Below are 20,394 nucleotides of genomic sequence, written 5' to 3' on the forward strand. Positions count from 1 at the left end.
ATGCTTTTTATAGCATCTTATAGAATATTAAACTTCGATGTCCGCCATGTTGCCGTAGGTCTCGAGCCACGCCCTTCGATCGGATGCGCGCTTCTTGCCCAGCAACATGTCCATGCGGCTATCGGTATCATCCCCGTCTTCGATGGTCAGCATGACCAGGCGACGGGTGTCCGGGGCCATGGTGGTCTCACGCAGCTGAAGCGGGTTCATCTCACCCAGACCCTTGAAGCGGGTCACCGAAATCTTGCCCTTGCGCTTCTCCGCGGCAATACGGTCGATAATGCCCTGCTTTTCATGTTCATCCAGGGCGTAGAAGGTTTCCTTGCCCAGATCTACCCGATACAGCGGCGGCATGGCAACGAACACATGGCCGGCGGCAACCACAGGGCGGAAGTGTTTGACGAACAACGCGCACAGCAGCGTGGCAATGTGAAGGCCATCCGAGTCCGCATCAGCAAGGATGCAGATCTTGTTGTACCGAAGGCCATCCAGCTGGTCAGAACCGGGATCTACACCAATGGCAACGGCAATATCGTGAACTTCCTGGGACGCCAGGATCTCGCCCGAATCAACCTCCCAGGTATTGAGGATTTTCCCCCGAAGCGGCATCACCGCCTGAAACTCCCGGTCCCGGGCCTGCTTGGCGGAACCGCCTGCAGAATCACCTTCTACGAGGAACAGCTCGGACCGGGCGGTATCCCCACCAGAACAGTCCGCCAGCTTACCCGGGAGTGCGGGGCCCGAGGTGACTTTCTTGCGGGCCACCTTTTTGCTGGCTCGCAGCCGACGCTGGGCATTGCTGATGAAGAGCTCGGCCAGTGCTTCTGCCACATCGGTGTGCTGGTTGAGCCAAAGGCTGAAGGCATCCTTGACCACGCCGGAGATGAAGGCCGCGGCCTCACGGGAAGACAGACGCTCTTTGGTCTGCCCTGAGAACTGGGGCTCCTGCATCTTGAAGGACAGGACATAGGCTGCCCGTTCCCAGATATCTTCCGGAGAGAGCTTAACGCCACGGGGTAGCAGGTTGCGGAACTCGCAGAACTCGCGCATCGCTTCAAGCAGGCCGGTACGCAGCCCGTTCACATGGGTGCCGCCCTGGGCCGTGGGAATCAGGTTTACGTAGCTTTCCATGATCGCTTCGCCGCCCTCGGGCAGCCACTGGATGGCCCAGTCCACCGCTTCCTTGTTTCCGGAAAAGCTGCCGGTAAACGGCTCAAGCGGCACAACCTCGATATCGGCAAGGGCCGTGCGCAGGTAGTCCCGCAACCCGTCTTCGTAAAACCATTCGTCTTTTTCCCCGGTTTTTTCCTGGAGGAAAGTAACCGTCAGGCCCGGACACAGAACCGCCTTTGCCCTCAGGTTATGGCGGAGCCGGCTAACGGAAAAATTGGGGCTGTCGAAATAGGTTACGTCGGGCTTGAACTTCAGGCGGGTACCGGTGTTGCGCTTGCCCACGGTATCGATCACTTCAAGCTCGGACGCTTTGTCGCCATTGGCGAACGTCATCCGGTGCAATTGGCCATCGCGCTTGATGGTTACTTCCAGATGGGTGGACAGTGCGTTGACTACGGATACACCGACACCGTGGAGACCACCGGAAAAGTTGTAGTTCCCCTGAGAGAATTTGCCGCCGGCGTGCAGGCGGGTAAGGATCAGTTCAACGCCAGGCAGGCCTTCCTCTTTGTGCAAATCCACGGGCATGCCGCGGCCGTCATCTTCAACGCTCAGCGAGCCATCGCTGTACAACACCACGTCGATGCGTTTGGCGTGCCCTGCCAGCGCCTCATCCACACTGTTGTCGATAACTTCCTGCGCCAGGTGATTGGGCCGACTGGTGTCTGTATACATCCCCGGCCGCTTGCGCACCGGATCCAGGCCGCTCAGTACTTCAATAGCATCGGCGTTATATTGTTGCTGGCTCATGGGCAGGAACTGACTCCGCGATTGATATGAAAAGCTGAGCCATAGCTTAGGGATTCGTGAGGAAAGATCAACGGTTGTTTTCGGCGCGGGTGATCTGGATATCATCCCAGCCTTCAGCGGTCACCGCGATGACCGCGCAGGGGGTGGTGAGCGCCTGGGTGACGATGGTGCCAGGGGCGGGTTCAGCCACTCTGACCCTCAGCTCCAGGGTTCCGCCACGGATCTCAGAGGAGTCAAGGGTGACACTGTAGCCGCCGGTTGGCTTCTGGCCAATTGAAGCCAAAACGATGTGTTCTCTTTCAAACTCAATAGTTTTGAGCGCCTCGAGAGAGAGGTTTCGCCCGGGCAACGCTTCCAGCTTCTGAACGTCCTGACGGCTTGCCAGATGAACATGGCCGGGGGCCGTAAGGCCACAGTGCGCCGACTGCGTGATCTGGCGTGCTAGCGGCCCACCTTCTGCGGTTTCTGAACGACTGCTTGCACATCCGGATAGCATCAGCGTTGCTGCCAGAAGACAGACAGCGCGAAAGTGAATGGGCATCAACGATTGACCTCCAGGTTTCTCACCGGCTCAGCAGCTGTGCTCCCGGGTTTTTTCAAACGATAGCCCTCGAAGCCGGTGCGGGGCAAACCCATGGAAGCAATGGTCGGGCGCCGGAAGCTCGTGCTCAGAGTAACGCCGGTGACCCGCTCTTCCCCGATGACGATCTTCTCTGGCAAGCCATTTACCGGGTACTCGGCACAGGCCTCACCGCTCTCACAAATAAAGCCGTTGTTGTCCATGTCCGTTCCGGCCACCAGGAAATACTCCCCGGGTTCTATGTCGTCGAAGGAGAAGCTGTAACTTCCATCGCGGGCCGTCACCACGCGCTGTTCGATGGTTTCGCGGCTTTCATCAGGGCTTACCAGCAGTACGTAATGGCGACCTGCGTCTCGCTCATCAGCCAATTCCCTGAGGTCTATCGAAACTGGAACCTTCAGGGTTCCGGTTTCGCCACCAGCACTGTAGTCAATCTGAATCGCCGTCGCATAACTCTGCCCGTCATCGACATTTTCCTCCAATACCGAGACGGCCACCGAGCCCGGCAGAGAGCTGCCAGCCGAAAGCGCCGGATCTAGAGAAATCAAAGTTGAATCGAAGGCAACGTTATCAACCACGACAGATTCGCCTTCGGGATAAACGGTAAAATCAAGCTCGCTATTGAAGCGTGCCCGGTCAAACTCGATGGCAGAAGGCGAAGAAAGGACTATCGTGCTCACGGATCCGTCCAGAGCCGCGTCAACTGACTTGAGCGCATTTATCAGACCAGCCCCATATTCGGTACTGTTGCCTACGTTCTCTGTCAGCACACCACTGACCATCCAGGCCCGAAACTGGCCGGGAGTAACTCCCTCAGGGTTTGCCCCTTTCATCAAGGCATAAACGCCTGCAACGTGCGGAGCAGCCATTGAGGTACCCTGTAATCCTGCATAGGAGCGGATAAAGTCACCACCATCATCAACCCCCCAGGTGCTGATGACCAGGTCGGCGTTACCATCCAGATTCGCGTCTCTGGTCGCATCCCCGCCCGGCGCAACAAGATCCACTGAACCACCAAAATTGGAGTATGAGGCGCGCACCTTCCCCGCATCGACTGCGCCAACGCCAATAACTCGCTCAAAGGCGGCTGGATAGGTCAACTCATCGGTACCCTGGTTGCCAGCCGCAGCGACAACCAGCTTTCCATTTGAGTCCGCCCGGTTTATGGCTGCCTCCAGAACGGTGCTGGGGCCAACGCCGCCCAGACTCAGGTTTATGACATCGATATCGGGGTTGTCGGCAGCCCAATTTACCGCCGCGACAAGATCATCCAGAGTGCCCGCACCATCCCGTCCAAGCACTCTGACGGGCCAGAGTGTTGCCGCCGGCGCAACACCGTCTACGCCGGCCGAATCCTTGAGTGCAGCTACAATGCCGGCAACGTGGGTTCCATGGAAGTTACTGCTCTGAGGTTTACCGTCACCCGGATCAGCCGGGTTGTTGTCATAGCCCAAGGGGTCATTGAACTGTGGATCGATATCCACTTCAGCAGACACATAATCGAGAATTCGTCCGGAATTGAACGGAATGACATTGGTGTCCAGGTCCAGGTGCCAATCGCCATAGGTTTGCGGAGTGGAAGTGAACAGGCCGGTGTCCATCACAGCCACTCCAACCGAGTTACCAAGGGTCGGCGCCGCTTGCCAGGCAAGGGGCGTACTGATGAGAGGCAGATTCCATTGCAAAGATGACAGATCACGGTCCGCCTGAGCCCGGTAGATATAGTTTGGCTCTGCCACCTCCACGCCCGGCTGCGACTTCAGATTGGTAATCCAACGAAGGGTCTGGTCCCGCAAGGCCCCGGAAGCGCTGGACGATTGGGAAGCGACGGCACCAACAGGTTCACGCCTTACTAGCCAGGCCCCCTGCCCCAGTGATTTCGCAGAGGAGGCCGACAAAGCTCCTGCGAGGCCCTGCGGATCCAGGCGCCCCTGCTCTTGCGGCGACATCACCACAATGGCCTCGTCCGGAACAAACTCCGGCTGGCTGTAATAGGAGCTCGAAAAATTGGTAACGCCGGTTGTCGAAACAGACAGCACGTACCGGAATGGACCGCCACCGGCTGTTCGGAGACTTATTTCCGCGGGCCCTTCTGCGGGTGCAGTGACCATCAAGGCTGTATCGCCGGCACCGGAATCTGAGTCCGAGGCGCCGCTCTGATCAACCGACAGGCTAATCGAGGGGGCTAAAAAATCAGAATCCCTGAAAACCTGAACGGTAATCGTGCTGCCCGCTGCGAGATCCGCGCGGAATGTATCCTGCTCGTCAGCGAAATACTCGAAGATAAACTCGCCGGAATCGGGGTAGATGCCTGAAGTAGCGCTCAAATAACCACCCAGAATACCTGTTGAAGGCACTAACTGGGCGGTACTGAAAGAATCGTTGGACACCGCTTCATTGACCCGACTGTCATCAGCCGTATCCGAATCCACTCGCGTTCCACTTTCGATAGAAATAGTTCCGCCGAGCCCGGGCTCCTGCGAATCGAGGCTGTCGCCACCGCCGCCACCTCCGCAACCCACGAGGAGAAATAGAGCTGAAAAAACTGAGATCAATTTTGATGAGACACCAAAAGACATAAGTCAGGCCACTGGCAGAAGATCGATTTTATTTCCTAGGGTATAACAAACACGTTCCTTGCGAGTGTTCGGTTTCGTTCAAACTACGTTTCCTCTTGTATTCCAGATGCAAAAAAACCGCCTGTAGTTTCCCTCAGGCGGCCTTCTTTATCTCACTTCAACATTACAACGCGTAGAACAGCATCGGCACAAAGGCCACGAACAACAGTGTGGGGCCCATCACAGCCAGGGGCAGCAGCAACCGCTCATAGCGATGCCAGAAGGAACCTGTGCGCTCTGCCGCCAGTACTTCAGTCTCGCCCACCACTTGGCGGGTGAGCAGGTGGTTCAGCGCCACTGGCGGGCTCAGGTAACCGAGCTCAAATGCCACCAGACACACAATCCAGAAGTGCAGCGGATCAATACCCAGCTGGATCGCCGGCTGGGCAATGGTCGCCGACACCAGGATTACCGCGCCGAACGGGTCCATGACCATGCCTATAACTGTGAGCATCACGACGATCACCAGCATGGCGATCCAGGGACTGGTCAGGTCCTCCGGGAAGAGCGCGTGAACGATATCGGAGCGCTCCAGGATTCCCCCCAGGCAGATGGAAAACCCGATCAACGCCAGCAGCGCGCCAATGTGCACTGCCGAATCGCTGGCAGCGGCCGAGCTGCGTGCCCAGAACACCTGGGAACGGGTCTGGCCCTGCTCACCACGACTCCGGCCGGAATCCAGCAACACCAGCGCGAGCATTACCAGCGGCAGGATCAAAGGAGCGCTGTACTCGTTGAACTTCAAGCCGAGAACAACCCAGATCGACAGGATAACCAGAGCTGCCACGGCCACATAAGGCAGCAGGGCCCGGCTTTCCGAGAGAGCCGCACGGAAAGCGCCGGGCGCCGGACGAGGCTTCCAGTTTCCCTGGGTCTTGCAGACAATCAGTGAAAACAGCGTTGCCGACATGATGAAGACCCAGAAACCCCAGCTGTACATCTCAGTGGTTGTCACTTCCTTATTGAGAGCCGCCACAACAACGATCAGCAGGCACGGGTTGAGCACCACGCCGAGGCTTCCGGACATGGCAGTCGTTGCCAGGGAAAGCTGCCGCCCTGCCCCGGCTCGGCGCAGCTCGTCATACACAACACCACCCACGGCCAGGATGAAAATGCCCGATGCGCCGGTGAACGCTGTCGGAAACGCCGTTGCGAAGATAATCACCGAAGCCAGCATCGGCGCTGGCAGATTAAAAGGTTTGATGAGATTGAGCAGGAGCTCGGGAATTCTGGTCTGCTTCAGCATCATGCCCACCAGCACATAAAGGCCGATATTGATGAACATGGATGACAGGTTGGACATCATTCCAAAGTAGATCGCCAGGCCCGAGGCATACCCGTCTACCAGGAAGAAATAACTCATGGCGATCAGGCCCATGGCACAGTACAGAGGAATCACCAGACCGGACGAGACGGAAAGACCGCCGGGGCGGATACGTTCCGGAACGTTCAGGAAGCGCACTGCATTGATCACCATGAAGAGGCCGAAGACCCCGCCCCAGGCATATTGAAGGCTCATCGTACCGTCCGAACCCGGCGACGTGGCCAGCTTGCCCAGGTAAGCGTTCAGCGACAGCACCATCAGACCATTAACCACAAACTGCACACCCTGGCTCAGCCGCCATTCAGCTCGATTGCGGGGCAGGCGCAACGCTATGTGGTCCGTGTCCAGCGCAGCGATTGCCGCAGCCATCGCGAACATCGCAATGAACAGGTACTTGGTTAGCTCAATGTTCTCGAGCAGGAAGTTCGCAAGTCCCTGCTCTAGCGTCTTGAACGCCCCTAGGGCTGGCGTAGCGTGGGCCAGGTTCTGTTCATAGACGTCGTATTGCTGCTGGCAGAGTTCCAGATTGCTCTGTAGCGATTTGCGGATGGCATCGGGATTGGGCGGTGAGCTGAACAGATCACCGGGGTCGGGCTTGTAATTGGCCACCCGGCGAGCCACTTCGGCATCAACATCCATTTCCAGCTGACAGGACGGCTCTGTCGCATCGGGATTCAGCAGATAATAGTTCGGCCAGGTCTGTTCTCCGACCCAGAGCAACCGGGAATGGAGCGAGTTGCCCATCCCCAGCAGCAGGGTAAACAGCAGGAGAAGCAGCAGAACCGCCCCGTAAATGCGATGTACGGGGTATAGGGTCCGTGCTGCCGGAGCGGTAATTGCTCGCCAGTTCATGATGGTTCCGCCCCGTTATTCGCGGTTGGCCGCGGTGCACTCGGCTGCAGCAGGGTTACTTGCACAGCGGATCTTGCTGAGCAGCCCCATCATTTTCGGGTGATACACATCCGGCGCCCCGTTCAGGCCATCGCGCATCTCGATCCGGTTCTCCCGGAACATTTCCTGATAGCCGCGGATGTCTTTTTCAGGAATGCGCACCCATTTTTCTTCGGGAATGGCTGCTTCCTGGCCTTCAATCAGCCCCATGGCCTGAGGAAACATATTCCAGGCAACCTCACGGGCTTTCTGGGCGGTGTCGTCGTCCAGCACGTCATCACGGGCAACCATCTGAAGCGTCAGCTGTGCCAGCGGATAGTCCACAACCCCGCCGCTTTCGCCGATGCCCTTATAGAGTTCCAGAGCTTCGTAAGCAAAGGCCGGCGCATAGGCGGTATCCACCGAACCGTTGTTAAACTTGCCGGCGAAGTTGGTGATGTCGGAGGGCACGACCGTGGCTTTGACGAAGTTCACCATGTGAATCGCGTCTTTCTGATAGTCGAGAGTTGCCATTCGCTTGCCCGCCAGCTCGCCGGCAGTATCAATACTGCGATCATTTACAAACAGGTAACCGGCACCCACCGGTATGATACCGAGCACTTCGTAACCGTTATCCTTCATCAATGGCGCGGCTTTCGGCTGCGCCAGCGTGGCCAACAAGGTTTTCAGGTTGTCGTAGGTGGGCAGCGCTCCCACAGCGCTGATGCTGCCCGTGAACTTGTTGAATGGACGAATCCGGATGTCCGTGGCGGCAACGGCATCGCATTGTCCGGCGTTAAAATCACCGATCGCCACGCCCTCATCGGTGTAGGGTTTCAGCTCGAAATCCACGCCGTGGCCCTTCATCTCTAGCGCATAGTCTTTGACGAAGTTGTAGAAGTCGCCATTGGCGCCGATTACATCGAACACGCACATGGAAACAGACTGTGCCGATGCCAGCGGAGCGGCGGCCACAAGGGCCATGGCAGCGAGGGATTTGCGGATCATATCGACCTCCGGGTCATTCTTGTGTTTGTCAGTTTTCAGAGGATGTCGGCAACCTGCCTCACAGCAGGTCGTCCAGATTCATGGTTTCGACGTTGTCGGTTTGCCGCTCGGGGCTCATCCTGCCGAAGAAGGATTGCGGCGTTCGATAGCCGTAATTGGCGGTCCAGTGCTTGTCAGAGGAAAAGCGCACCACGCCCGCCGCGACTTCATCCACCAGACGGTACTCGTCCCAGACCTCCATAGTTGCATCGGCCTCGGCGAAACTGGCGATGGCTTGCTCAAGCTTTTCCGGGCGACCAAAGGTTTCGGCGGCGACCGCTTGAAGCGCGTGCGGAACCCGCATGCCTTTTTCAACCCCCAGTTCCCGGCTGTGCTCAAGCATCTGCCAGGGGTCCGGCGCCAGAGCCGGACGGGTGTCGGGCAGCAGCAGCCAGACCAGGGCCCGGATGGCGTTTGGCATACCGCCCCACTTTTCATTGTCCAGACAGGTAGCGGCACGCTCGGCCTGGGGAGCGATGTTCCTGGGGACTCCGGCCATGGCGCCGGAATTGGCATCGTTTACGATTGCCTGCATACCGGTCAGCAAGCCCAGCAGGAAGGTGATTTCGTCCTGTTCGGTGAACAGAAAGGGGCATTCAAGGGGCTCAGCAGCGGGATCAAACTCGTAGGCGGCCATTGCTCGTTTGAAGGAGGCATACCGGCGTTTCGCGGTCAGCGCATTCAATCGCTTTGCCACTTCCCTGGCGTCCTTTGCCGCTTCCACATCTCCCTCATAATCCGCTCTGAGATAGGCGAGCTCAGCTTCCCAGGCCTTGTACTCGGCACAGTTGCCTGCCAGAAGCATCAACAGGGAGCCGGTGGTGTCAGGTGCATCGGTGACCCGCGAGAAGGAATAGAGCAGCGGATCCACGCCCTCGCCCAGCGCACACGCCATCTGGGTGTCGGACATCTGCAACACGTAGGGCGTGGCTTCGCCCTCCGAATAATTGGAGAGCACAACGCCGGTGGTGGTGTAGATGGGGTTGGCCGAGCAACCTGTGAGTATGGCAACGGCTGCCAGCGAGAGAGCTTTGAGGCGAGCCGCAAAGACATGCGGTCCGAGCTTTGCCAGAGAGGAGATCATATTTCACCCTGCATCACGTTGTTTTTGTTTGCCCGATCTGAACTCGGTTTTTGTCAACGGGTGCAAGAATGCGGTGAAAACTGTCCTACAAAAATGGCTCGAATGCCGATTTTGTTATGCCGATCGGGCCAATGGCCCGGAAGGAAAGGATTTTGCCAGAATATTATTGATATAAAACAATGACTTTTGAAAACGCCAATCCGCTCACAGAGCCATCATTGCCATTACCTGATCGGTCAGGCCATCCAGTGTCAGCCCTCCCCGCTCCGGTTTGTACCAGGTTACTGTCCAGCTGAGAGCGCCAGTCAACATCCGTCGAACAACGAACGGATCCGCCTCCAGCGCGCCCTCGCGCTTCAATGATTCCAGCACATCCAGCCACAGTTTCTCGTAGATGTCCCGAAGCTCCAGCACTTCGCCCTGGGACGGGGCCGACAGACTCCGCCATTCAAATACCAGGACCGCCATCGCTTCGCCGGTCTGGCCATTGATAGATTCAAGTTCCGCGCGGATCAGTCCACGAAGCTTCTGCCTGCTGGTATCGGCGGCTTCCAGAGCCGCCTGCATGAGCGCGGTGTTCAGCCGGATGGTTTCTACCATCACTGCCTTGAGGATCTCTTCCTTGGTTCGAAAGTGGTGGAACAGGCTGCCGGATTGAATACCCACGGCAGCGGCAAGATCACGAACTGTAGTGCGCTCGTAGCCTTTTTCCCGGAAAAGCCGTGCCGCCTCAGTGAGCAGACGGCCGCGAGCGCCTTTGGGGTCTGACACAAGGTTTTCTGCGATCAGGGACTGGAGGATCTGGTTCTGGCTCACTACGGCTACCCGGTTGGCATAAGAGGCCTTTAATTCTACCTGAAACATGCCTGTTTACAAACCAAGCGCTTGCTTGGTATTGTCATCTCCATCGTGTGGCAAAGCCGCCACCGCTCCCATTTTCAATCAGCAATCATTTACAGGGCACAGGAAGATGGCTGAATCCCCCAACACTGTTCGCATCGGATGCTCCGCCGCCTTCTGGGGCGACACGGAAACGGCTGCCGCGCAGCTCGTCCACAAGGGCAATATCGACTATCTGGTAGCCGATTATCTGGCCGAAATCACCATGTCGATCATGGCGGGCCAGAAAATGAAGGACCCGTCCCAGGGGTATGCACGGGATTTCGTACAGACGGTCATGGGCCCCTTGCTCGGAGACATCAAGGAAAAGGGCATTCGGGTGCTGGCCAACGCCGGCGGCGTCAACCCGGTGGCCTGTCGTGACGCCCTTCAGGCTCTCTGTGAAAAAGCCGGCGTGGACATGAAGATCGCCCTGGTTCTGGGCGACGACCTTCTGATGAAAAAGAAAAATCTCGCAGATATGGGCGTCAAGGAGATGGGTTCCGGCCAACCGATGCCCGCAATGATGGTCAGCCTGAATGCCTATCTGGGAGCGCCAGGTCTGGTTGCGGCTCTGGAACAGGGCGCGGACATCGTTATTACCGGCCGGGTGGCAGACAGTGCCCTGGTATTGGCACCGCTGGTGCACGAGTTCGGCTGGAGCTGGCAAGACTACGACAAACTGGCCCAGGGCAGCCTGGCCGGGCATCTGCTCGAGTGCGGTGCCCAGTCCACCGGCGGCAACTTCACAGACTGGGAAGCGGTAGCTGGCGGCTACGCCAACATAGGATTCCCGATAGCCGAAGTGAGTGCCAACGGCGACTTTTTTATCACCAAGCCCGAAGACACCGGCGGGCTGGTTAGTCGTGGCACAGTTGCGGAACAGCTGGTCTACGAAATCGGTGACCCAAGGGCCTATCTGCTGCCGGACGTTACCTGCGATTTCACAGGTGTAGAGCTGGAGGAAACCGATAAAGACCATGTACAGGTTCGGGGCGCACGGGGGCTGCCACCCACCGACAGCTACAAGGTATCGGGCACCTGGCCGGATGGTTTCAAGTGCACGGTCACCTTCCTGCTGGCAGGAATGAATGCCAGGGCCAAGGCCCAGACTGTGGCACAGGCAATTCTGGCCAAGACCTCACGCATGTTCAGCGAACGTGGCCTGCCCGATTACGGCGAGACCAGTATTGAGCTTCTGGGTACCGAAACCACCTATGGCGCTCATGGCCGTGGCGAGGATTGCCGCGAAGTAGTGGTCAAGATCAGCACCGCCCATGCCAAGAAAGAGGCCCTTGTGCTGTTTTCCCGCGAGATTGCCCAGGCCGCCACCGGTATGGCACCGGGCATCACCGGGATTGTGGGTGGTCGGCCGACCGTGTGGCCGAAGATCCGGTTGTATTCATGCCTGGTGCCGAAAACGGAAGTCGATGTGTCCGTGGATCTGGGCGGCCAGCGGCAAGCCATTGAGGTTGAGACAAGCGGCGGTTTCGATAGCAGTGACCTCCAGCCCCAGTCGTTCACACACGATGCAGGCGACACGGATATCACTGTGCCGCTGGTGAAGCTTGCCTGGGCCCGCAGCGGCGACAAGGGCGACCACACCAACATTGGCGTGATCGCCCGCAAACCAGAATTTCTGCCGTTCATTGAAACCGCGCTGACGGAAGCGGCGGTTGCGGACTGGATGGCCCATACCCTGAATCCGGAAACCGGCCGGGTGACCCGCTGGGCCATGCCCGGTCTGCAGGCCATCAATTTCATGCTGGAGCACAGCCTTGGCGGCGGTGGAGTGGCCAGCCTGCGGATTGATCCCCAGGGAAAGGCGTTTGCCCAGCAGCTATTGGAGTTTCCGGTGCCTGTTCCTTCTGGTCTGGTTAAAGATTGATTTATTGGTGCATGCACTCTGGTTGATAGCGCGTCCCGGGACACGCCGTGAATACATCCATGTAGGCTTGATCGCAGCATCCTTGCTGCTCACAGTCCCGAAACGCGCTACCAACCAGAGCGCCCGAACTTTGAAAGGGTCTTCGTTACTATGAGCTATCAGTCTGTGTTTCATCCCGACTTGTTTAAGGGCCAGGTGTATATTGTTACCGGCGGCGGTTCTGGTATTGGCCGGTGTACGGCCCATGAACTCGCTGCCCTGGGCGCACGGGTTGCCCTGGTCGGCCGCAAGGCCGAGAAAGTGGAATCTGTGAAAGCAGAGATCACCGAGGACGGCGGCATTGCGTCCGCCCATGTCTGTGATATCCGTGAAGAGGACTCGGTCAAGGCCACGGTGAAGGCGATCATTGCCGAACACGGAGGCCTGAATGGTTTGGTGAACAATGCCGGCGGGCAGTTCCAGGCGCCGCTGACCGGGATCAACCAGAAGGGCTGGGAGACGGTGGTTCGAACCAATCTGACCGGCGGCTTCCTGATGGCACGGGAATCCTACACCCAGGCGCTGTCAAAAACCGGGGGCGCTATTGTAAATATCGTGGCCGATATGTGGGGTGGTATGCCCGGCATGGGACACTCCGGCGCCGCCAGGGCCGGCATGGTGAACTTTACCCAGACAGCCGCCGTTGAGTGGGGCGCGTCCGGGGTTCGGGTCAATGCGGTTGCTCCGGGCTGGATTGCTTCCAGTGGCATGGATAACTATCCCGAGCACATGAAGCAGTGGATCCGCAGTCTCGGCGATAACGTGCCCATCAAGCGTATGGGCACCGAAGCCGAAGTCAGCTCGGCCATCTGTTTTTTACTCAGCCCGGGCGCAGCGTTTATCAGCGGGGATTGTCTGCGGATCGACGGTGCTGCGTCACAGGGAGGTCGGGTCTGGCCGTTACCGAAAGCCAAGAACAACGAACCCTACAACGGCTTTCACCGGGCCATCACCCCGAAAGTTCTGAGCGACGACTGAGGAGCTGACCATGCAGGTACTTGAATCCACGGTAAGCTCCACGTCCGAGGACTTCCGCACCAACGCCGAAGCCATGGACGCCCACATCACCACGTTCCGGGACGTTGAGCAAAAGGTTCTGGATTTGGCGGAAGCCGCCCGGGAGAAGTTCACCAAACGGGGCAAGCTGCTACCAAGAGACCGGATCAACCGGTTGCTGGACCGCGGCACGCCCTTTCTGGAACTCTGCTCCCTGGCCGGCTACAAGATGCACGACGACAAGGACGGCAGCCTTGCCGGCGGCGGGATCATCGCCGGCATCGGTTATGTAAGCGGCATCCGCTGTCTGGTGGTGGCCAGCAACAGCGCCATCAAAGGCGGCACCATTACCCCTGCCGGCCTGGACAAGACGCTGCGCCTGCAGCAGATCGCCATGGAAAACAAACTGCCGGTGGTATCCCTGTCCGAGAGCGGCGGCGCCAACCTGAACTACGCCACCGATATTTTCGTGCTCGGCGCCCGGGGCTTTGCCAATCAGGCGCGGATGTCGGCTGCGGGCATTCCCCAGGTCACCGTGGTTCACGGCAATGCCACTGCTGGCGGCGCCTATCAGCCGGGTCTGTCCGACTACGTGATCGTGGTGCGCGAACAAGCCAAGATGTTCCTGGCCGGCCCACCACTGCTGAAGGCAGCAACCGGCGAAGTTGCCACCGATGAGGAACTTGGCGGCGCGGAGATGCATGCGACCGTGGCAGGAACGGCAGAATACCTGGCCGAAGACGACGCCGACGGCATCCGCCAGGCCAGAAACATCCTCGAAGCCCTGCCCTGGAACGAGCAGCTGCCACCCCGGCGCGAGCTTCAATGGGAGGAACCGCTCTACCCGGCCGAGGAGCTGTTGGGTGTCATCCCGGCGGATTCCAAAAAGCCCTACGATGTGCGCGAAATCCTCGCCCGCATTGCCGACGGTTCAAAGTTCATGGACTTCAAGAACGAGTTCGACGACCAGACCGTCTGCGGCACCATCCGAATTGAAGGTCATTCAGTCGGCATCATCGGCAACAACGGCCCGATCACCCCGGCTGGATCCGCCAAGGCCGCCCAGTTCATCCAGCTCTGCGACCAGGCCGGAACGCCGCTTTTGTTCCTGCATAACACCACCGGTTTCATGGTGGGTACTCACTCAGAGCAGAACGGCATCATCAAACACGGCTCGAAAATGATCCAGGCTGTGGCCAACTGTCGGGTGCCAAAGGTCGCAATTGTCATCGGCGGTTCCTATGGTGCAGGTAACTACGCCATGTGCGGACGTGGTCTGGACCCGAGGTTTATTTTCGCCTGGCCCAACAGCCGAACCGCCGTTATGGGCCCGGCACAGGCCGGCAAGGTTATGCGCATAGTGGCAGAAGACAAGCAACGTCGCGGCGGCATGGAGCCGGATCCGAAGACACTGGATTTTCTGGAGCAGGCCACGGCGAAGAAACTGGAAGAAGGCTCAACGGCGCTGTTCGGAACGGCCCGATTGTGGGATGACGGGCTGATTGATCCTCGGGATACGCGGCGGGTTCTGGCTTTGGTTCTGGACGTTTGCCGAGAGGCGGAGGCTCGGCAGTTGCGGCCTAATACGTTTGGGGTGGCCCGCCTGTAGGCTTTCTGGGTTTGGTGGGGCCCGCCTCTGGGATTTCTTGTTTTGCGGGAGGAACTGGTTGGGGCACCCTGTCCAAAAACCGCTACGAGCACATCCATGTGCGCTTGGCGTCGGCCATCCATGGCCGCCGACATTTTTGGACAGGGTGCCCCAACCAGTTCGTCGAAATGCAGAGGTCACGCTTTTAGCCAGCATGCTTTTCAGCCGAAGCATGCGAAAAAACAACCGTAGGTCGGATTAGCCGAAGGCGTAATCCGACAAAAAAGCCAGGCCAATCCGCCAATCTGTCGGGTTACGCCTTCGGCTAACCCGACCTACAAAAACAACAAAACTGTCAGCAGGCAGCAACAAATTTACAGACATAGGCAGGTGTGTGGGGCCGCTTCCAGAAAATGTCGGCGGCCATGGATGGCCGACGCCAAGCGCACATGGATGTGCTCGTAGCGGTTTTCTGGAAGCGGCCCCACACATCTGCCACCCAAGCTAAAGAACGTGCTCCACAACAACGAAGGCACGAACTTTCTATAAGCAGGAGAACAACAAAGTGAAATTCACAGCCGAACACGAAGCCCTTCGAAAAACCGTCCGCGATTTCGTGGAGAAGGAAATCAATCCCCACTGCGACGAATGGGAAGCCGCCGGGGAATTCCCGATTCATGAACTGTTCAAAAAGCTCGGAAACCTCGGAATCCTCGGAATCCAGAAGCCGGAGGAGTACGGCGGTATGGGGCTGGATTACAGCTACAACCTGGTGGCTGCGGAAGAGCTTGGCATGGCCCATTGTGGTGGTGTGCCGCTGGCCATCGGGGTTCAGACCGATATGTGTACCCCGGCCATTTCCCGGTTTGGATCTGATGAACTGAAACGCAGTTTCCTCGCTCCGGCCATTGCCGGCGACATGGTGGGATGTATTGGCGTCAGTGAAGTTGGCGCAGGTTCTGATGTGGCGGGGATGAAAACCACTGCCAGGAAAGACGGCGACGACTACATCATCAACGGCTCCAAGATGTGGATCACCAACAGCCCCAAATCGGATTTTATCTGCCTGCTGGCCAACACCTCGGACGACAAGCCCCACAAGAACAAGTCTTTGATCATCGTGCCCACGAAAACGCCGGGCATCTCCTTCAGCCCGCACCTGAACAAGCTCGGCATGCGCTCTTCCGAAACCGCCCAGATCTTCTTTGACGACGTCCGTGTGCCACAGCGCTACCGGATCGGCGCCGAGGGCACCGGTTTCATGATGCAGATGCTGCAGTTCCAGGAGGAGCGGATCTGGGGTGCGGCGAACGTTATCAAGGCGCTGGAAAACTGCATCACCAAGACCATCGAGTACTGTCGCGAGCGGAAGACCTTCGGCCAGCCGCTGATCGACAACCAGGTAATCCACTTCCGCCTGGCCGAACTGCAAACCGAAGTCGAGGCCCTGCGCGCCCTCACCTACCAAGCCTGCGAGCTGCACGTCGAAGGCAAGGATGTGACTCGCCTGGCCTCCATGGCCAAGCTCAAGGCCGGACGTCTTGGGCGTGAGGTTACAGATAGCTGCCTGCAGTACTGGGGCGGTAACGGTTACATGTGGGACAACCCGATTTCCCGGGCACACCGGGATGTTCGACTGGTCTCCATCGGCGGTGGTGCCGACGAAATCATGCTGGGAATTATCTGCAAGATGATGGGCACCCTTCCGGGCAAGAAGCGCGACTAACAAACGGACGGTGGAGTCACTTATGGACCAGGTACCGCATTGCGAAACACTGCTTCTGGAAAAACAGGGCCCAACCCTGTTTATCACCATCAACCGACCGGACGTGCGCAACGCCATGAGCCTCGAGATGGTGGCGGAACTGTCCGCGGTGTTCACCCAGATTGAAAACGACCTGCACATTCGCGCCGTCGTCATTCGGGGCGCCGGTGGGCACTTCTGCGCCGGCGGCGATATCAAAGACATGGCCGGTGCCCGCGGCCAGAAAGCGGCCGAGGGTGAGGCGGACCCGTTCTATCGTCTGAACCGTGCCTTCGGCCAGATGATTCAACAGGTCAACGAATCCTCGAAAGTGGTCATCGCGATCACCGAAGGCGCTGTCATGGGCGGTGGATTCGGTTTGGCCTGCGTTTCCGACGTTGCCATCGCCGGGCCGAGCGCCAAGTTCGGCATGCCGGAAACCTCCCTCGGCGTGATTCCCGCCCAGATTGCGCCGTTTGTGGTTGAACGAATCGGCCTCACCCAGGCCCGGCGGCTGGCCCTGCTGGGTTTGAGAATCGATGCAAACGAAGCATGCAGTCTTGGCATCGTTCACCAGGCGGCTTCTTCAGACGATGAACTGGAGGAGATGCTGACAAGCGCTCTGGATCGTGTCCGCCACTGCGCACCGGTAGCCACGGCAGAAACCAAAGCGTTGCTACACAGGGTTGGCCATGAACCCATGAGCGGTTTGCTGGACAGCGCGGCTGAAAAATTTGCGGAAGCCATCCGGGGAAGCGAAGGAACGGAGGGCACCATGGCCTTCATGCAAAAACGTCCACCAGCCTGGGCAGGCGAATCCGAATGATGCGGAGCGAGGTTGGGAGCCGTCTGGCTTCCAGAAAATGTAGAGGGCCATGGATGGCCCGAAACAAGCGCACATGGATGTGCTCGTAGCGGTTTTCTGGAAGCCAGACGGCTTCCGGCCTCGCGGCGAACTCCACAGGGGAAAACAAGAACATGCTAAAAAAACTGTTAATAGCCAACCGAGGCGAAATCGCAGTCCGGGTGATGCGTACCGCGAAAGCCCTGGGTTACCGCACCGTGGCCGTCTACTCCGAGGCTGACGCCAAAGCCATGCACGTGGAACTCGCCGACGAGGCCGTCTGCATTGGCCCGGCACAGGTATCCGCCTCCTACCTGAACAGCGATGCAATTCTTCAAGCCGCCCGCAAAACCGGCGCCGACTGCATCCACCCGGGATACGGCTTCCTCTCCGAGAATGCCGCCTTCGCCAACGCCTGCAAAGACGCCGGATTGGTGTTTGTTGGCCCTCCCGCCTCGGCCATCGAACTCATGGGCAGCAAGCGCCGATCCAAAATCGCCATGCAGGAAGCCGGCGTGCCAGTGGTGCCTGGCTATGAAGGCGACAACGCCAACGACGACGAACTGATCGCCGCCGCCAAAGACATCGGCTACCCCCTCATGATCAAAGCCTCTGCCGGCGGTGGTGGCCGCGGCATGCGCCTGGTTGAGAGTGAATCCGAACTGGCCGACAACATCAAACGGGCCCGTTCCGAATCAAAACAGGCCTTCGGCGACGACGAACTGATCCTGGAAAAAGCCGTGATTGAGCCCCGCCACGTGGAAATCCAGGTGTTTGCGGATCGCCACGGCAATGCGGTCTACCTCGGCGAACGGGACTGCTCAGTACAGCGCCGACACCAGAAAGTAGTGGAAGAAGCACCCTCCCCCTTTGTCACGCCGGAACTACGACAGGCCATGGGTGAGGCTGCAGTCAAAGCGGCTCTGGCCTGCAACTACGAAGGCGCCGGCACCGTCGAGTTCCTGGTCGACAAGCACCGAAACTTCTACTTTCTGGAAATGAACACCCGCCTGCAGGTAGAGCATCCGGTCACCGAACTCATTACCGGTCAGGACCTGGTCGCCTGGCAGCTCAACGTGGCCGAGGGACGCCCGCTGCCGCTCGGCCAGGACGATATTCACCTGAATGGCCATGCCATTGAGGTTCGACTCTATGCAGAAGACCCTGCCCACGGATTCACACCCCAGACTGGACCGCTATACGCCTTTGAACCAGCCGAAGGCGAAGGTTTACGGTTTGATACCGGGGTACGATCTGGAGATGCTATCACTCCCCACTACGACCCGATGCTGGCAAAAGTAATTGCCTGGGGCCAAAACCGAGATGAAGCCCGCCGGCGGCTGATCCGCTCGCTTGAGGACACGACCGTGTTCGGCGTGACCACTAACCGCCATTTCCTGAGCCGGATTATCGCAGACGAGACTTTCGGGGCCGGCGGGGCGACCACGGCCTTCCTGCAGCGGGCCTTCAAGGACGATCCGTCCCTTCAGCCGCAAAACCTGACCATTCGCCAATTGGCCCTGGCCGCCTGCGTGCTCGACCATAGCATTTCGGGCCAGAGCGCCTGGAGCAATGCGCCGGCCACCATGACGCCCATCAAGCTGGAAACCGGCGACACCACTGTCGAGCTACTGGTGACCCGCAGCGGCAGCCGGCTGTCTGTGAGTATGGGCGAAACCCGGCATTCCCTGGTACTTGAAAGCCAGAGGGATGGCCATTTGTGCATTATCGACAACGGCGTTCGTCAGGCCTGCCAATATCACCGCCAGGGCGATTCCCTATATTTGCAAGCGTTCGGGCAATCCTGGTCGGTTCGCGATGTTACCCACCAACCAGCCAGGACTGCTGGCGGCGCGGGCAGCGGTCGCATCCAGGCGACCATGGATGGCGCCATCATTGATGTGTTGGTTGAGGCTGGTCAGAGCGTTCACCAGGGCGATACGCTGGTGATACTGGAAGCCATGAAGATGGAGCATCCGGTAAAAGCAGACCGGGACGGCAGAGTCGCCGAGATTCTTGCGAGCAAGGGCGATCAGGTGAAACGCAGTCAGTTACTGGTCCAGATAACCGCCAACGAGACGGCCGAACAGGAGAACGAGGCATGAGTACCATGCGTGATCGTACCGTTTTTATCACCGGCGCCAGCCGTGGCATCGGCCGGGCCATCGCCCTCGCCGCCGCCCGTCAGGGCGCGAACGTAGTGATTGCCGCCAAATCAGACACGCCTCATCCGAAGCTGCCAGGCACGATCCATACGGTGGCGGAGGAAGTTCGGGATGCTGGAGGCAAAGCGCTACCGCTGGTTCTGGATGTCCGGGATGAAAAACAGATCCGCCAGCGCATTGATGAGGCCGGCGAGCATTTTGGCGGCATCGACGCACTGGTAAACAACGCAGGCGCCATTCGGCTAACCGGTGTGGAAAACCTCAAGGTCAGCCGGTACGACCTGATGCATCAGGTCAATGCCCGGGCCGTCATGGCCTGCAGCCAGGCCGCACTGCCCTGGCTGAAACAGTCGGACCGGGCTCATATCCTGAGCCTGTCGCCGCCTCTGAATCTGAATACCCGGTGGTTCGCCCAATATGGCCCCTATACCACCACAAAATACGCCATGACCATGCTGAGCCTGGGCATGGCGGAGGAGTTCAGGCGGTACGGCATTGCGGTTAACACGCTGTGGCCAAAAACGCTGATTGCCACGGCAGCCATCGAATTTGAGGTTGGCGGGCCCCAGATGATGGCCCAGGGCAGGAAGCCGGACATCATGGCCGATGCTGCTGTCAGCATCCTCAACCGGTCGTCTGAGACTATGACTGGTCAGACCCTGATCGACGAGGACCTGCTACGGCAGGACGGTATCACCGACTTCGAGCATTACCGGTATGAGCCGGGCGATAAGCCCCTGATGCCGGACCTGTTTCTGGACTGAACCCGAGGCATGCGTTGTTCCGGGCTCAATGTCCACACAAT

14 protein-coding genes are annotated in these 20,394 nt (G+C 58.7%); 7 read left to right on the forward strand and 7 right to left on the reverse strand.

The annotated features are described in order from the left end of the window. Positions 1-27: 27 nt before the first annotated feature. The 7 genes from parE to EDB94_RS04540 all read right to left on the reverse strand — a co-directional run bounded on the left by parE (position 28) and on the right by EDB94_RS04540 (position 10,310). Entirely contained in the window at positions 28-1,923 is a 1,896-nt protein-coding gene (parE, locus tag EDB94_RS04510; protein WP_008174087.1) for a DNA topoisomerase IV subunit B, read from the reverse strand. A gap of 67 nt (positions 1,924-1,990) precedes the next feature. Beyond that, on the reverse strand, positions 1,991-2,464 hold the full coding sequence (locus EDB94_RS04515) for a protease complex subunit PrcB family protein (protein WP_041645392.1): 474 nt from the start codon (positions 2,462-2,464) through the stop codon (positions 1,991-1,993). Further along, positions 2,464-4,935, reverse strand: a complete 2,472-nt coding sequence (locus EDB94_RS04520; RefSeq protein WP_181259004.1) for a S8 family serine peptidase — start codon at positions 4,933-4,935, stop codon at positions 2,464-2,466. Before EDB94_RS04520 ends, EDB94_RS04515 begins: the two co-directional genes overlap by 1 nt. A gap of 310 nt (positions 4,936-5,245) precedes the next feature. Then, positions 5,246-7,297: a TRAP transporter large permease subunit gene (locus tag EDB94_RS04525; RefSeq protein ID WP_108017577.1), complete on the reverse strand. Its 2,052-nt coding sequence runs from the start codon at positions 7,295-7,297 to the stop codon at positions 5,246-5,248. Between the two features lie 15 nt (positions 7,298-7,312). Next, positions 7,313-8,323: a putative solute-binding protein gene (locus EDB94_RS04530; protein ID WP_108017578.1), complete on the reverse strand. Its 1,011-nt coding sequence runs from the start codon at positions 8,321-8,323 to the stop codon at positions 7,313-7,315. Between the two features lie 58 nt (positions 8,324-8,381). Further along, a complete protein-coding gene (locus EDB94_RS04535) occupies positions 8,382-9,446 on the reverse strand; it encodes a hypothetical protein (protein ID WP_108017579.1) in 1,065 nt (354 codons plus the stop codon). 204 nt (positions 9,447-9,650) lie between these two features. Next, positions 9,651-10,310, reverse strand: coding sequence for a TetR/AcrR family transcriptional regulator (locus EDB94_RS04540; protein ID WP_014577825.1), 660 nt, complete (start codon positions 10,308-10,310; stop codon positions 9,651-9,653). A 106-nt stretch (positions 10,311-10,416) separates the two neighbouring features. Between EDB94_RS04540 and EDB94_RS04545 the strand changes: the two genes are divergently transcribed. From EDB94_RS04545 to EDB94_RS04575, 7 genes are all read left to right on the forward strand, one after another. Then, the gene (locus EDB94_RS04545) at positions 10,417-12,213 is read left to right on the forward strand and encodes an acyclic terpene utilization AtuA family protein (RefSeq protein ID WP_108017580.1); all 1,797 of its coding nucleotides are present in this window, start codon (positions 10,417-10,419) and stop codon (positions 12,211-12,213) included. 150 nt (positions 12,214-12,363) lie between these two features. Further along, a complete protein-coding gene (locus EDB94_RS04550; protein ID WP_108017581.1) occupies positions 12,364-13,230 on the forward strand; it encodes an SDR family oxidoreductase in 867 nt (288 codons plus the stop codon). A 10-nt stretch (positions 13,231-13,240) separates the two neighbouring features. Next, complete coding sequence (locus EDB94_RS04555; protein WP_108017582.1) at positions 13,241-14,857, forward strand: acyl-CoA carboxylase subunit beta; 1,617 nt, start codon at positions 13,241-13,243, stop codon at positions 14,855-14,857. 544 nt (positions 14,858-15,401) lie between these two features. Continuing rightward, complete coding sequence (gene atuD, locus EDB94_RS04560; protein ID WP_014577830.1) at positions 15,402-16,562, forward strand: citronellyl-CoA dehydrogenase; 1,161 nt, start codon at positions 15,402-15,404, stop codon at positions 16,560-16,562. Positions 16,563-16,584: 22 nt separating this feature from the next. Further along, a complete protein-coding gene (locus tag EDB94_RS04565) occupies positions 16,585-17,406 on the forward strand; it encodes an enoyl-CoA hydratase/isomerase family protein (protein ID WP_108017583.1) in 822 nt (273 codons plus the stop codon). A 152-nt stretch (positions 17,407-17,558) separates the two neighbouring features. Then, positions 17,559-19,529, forward strand: coding sequence for an acetyl/propionyl/methylcrotonyl-CoA carboxylase subunit alpha (locus EDB94_RS04570; protein ID WP_108017584.1), 1,971 nt, complete (start codon positions 17,559-17,561; stop codon positions 19,527-19,529). Further along, positions 19,526-20,353, forward strand: a complete 828-nt coding sequence (locus EDB94_RS04575; RefSeq protein ID WP_008174063.1) for an NAD(P)-dependent oxidoreductase — start codon at positions 19,526-19,528, stop codon at positions 20,351-20,353. The genes EDB94_RS04570 and EDB94_RS04575 overlap by 4 nt, the downstream gene beginning before the upstream one ends. Positions 20,354-20,394 lie beyond the last annotated feature (41 nt).

Origin of the sequence: Marinobacter sp. 3-2 (genome assembly GCF_003751355.1) — a bacterium.
GTDB classification, from domain to species: Bacteria; Pseudomonadota; Gammaproteobacteria; order Pseudomonadales; family Oleiphilaceae; genus Marinobacter; species Marinobacter adhaerens.

What these genes read in the sequence shown, in the direction of transcription:
- parE (WP_008174087.1), bottom strand. Translation starts at nt 1,923, where the DNA reads ATGAGCCAGCAACAATATAACGCCGATGCTATTGAAGTACTGAGCGGC.
- EDB94_RS04515 (WP_041645392.1), bottom strand. Translation starts at nt 2,464, where the DNA reads ATGCCCATTCACTTTCGCGCTGTCTGTCTTCTGGCAGCAACGCTGATG.
- EDB94_RS04525 (WP_108017577.1), bottom strand. Translation starts at nt 7,297, where the DNA reads ATGAACTGGCGAGCAATTACCGCTCCGGCAGCACGGACCCTATACCCC.
- EDB94_RS04530 (WP_108017578.1), bottom strand. Translation starts at nt 8,323, where the DNA reads ATGATCCGCAAATCCCTCGCTGCCATGGCCCTTGTGGCCGCCGCTCCG.
- EDB94_RS04535 (WP_108017579.1), bottom strand. Translation starts at nt 9,446, where the DNA reads ATGATCTCCTCTCTGGCAAAGCTCGGACCGCATGTCTTTGCGGCTCGC.
- EDB94_RS04540 (WP_014577825.1), bottom strand. Translation starts at nt 10,310, where the DNA reads ATGTTTCAGGTAGAATTAAAGGCCTCTTATGCCAACCGGGTAGCCGTA.
- EDB94_RS04545 (WP_108017580.1), top strand. Translation starts at nt 10,417, where the DNA reads ATGGCTGAATCCCCCAACACTGTTCGCATCGGATGCTCCGCCGCCTTC.
- EDB94_RS04550 (WP_108017581.1), top strand. Translation starts at nt 12,364, where the DNA reads ATGAGCTATCAGTCTGTGTTTCATCCCGACTTGTTTAAGGGCCAGGTG.
- EDB94_RS04555 (WP_108017582.1), top strand. Translation starts at nt 13,241, where the DNA reads ATGCAGGTACTTGAATCCACGGTAAGCTCCACGTCCGAGGACTTCCGC.
- EDB94_RS04565 (WP_108017583.1), top strand. Translation starts at nt 16,585, where the DNA reads ATGGACCAGGTACCGCATTGCGAAACACTGCTTCTGGAAAAACAGGGC.
- EDB94_RS04570 (WP_108017584.1), top strand. Translation starts at nt 17,559, where the DNA reads ATGCTAAAAAAACTGTTAATAGCCAACCGAGGCGAAATCGCAGTCCGG.
- EDB94_RS04575 (WP_008174063.1), top strand. Translation starts at nt 19,526, where the DNA reads ATGAGTACCATGCGTGATCGTACCGTTTTTATCACCGGCGCCAGCCGT.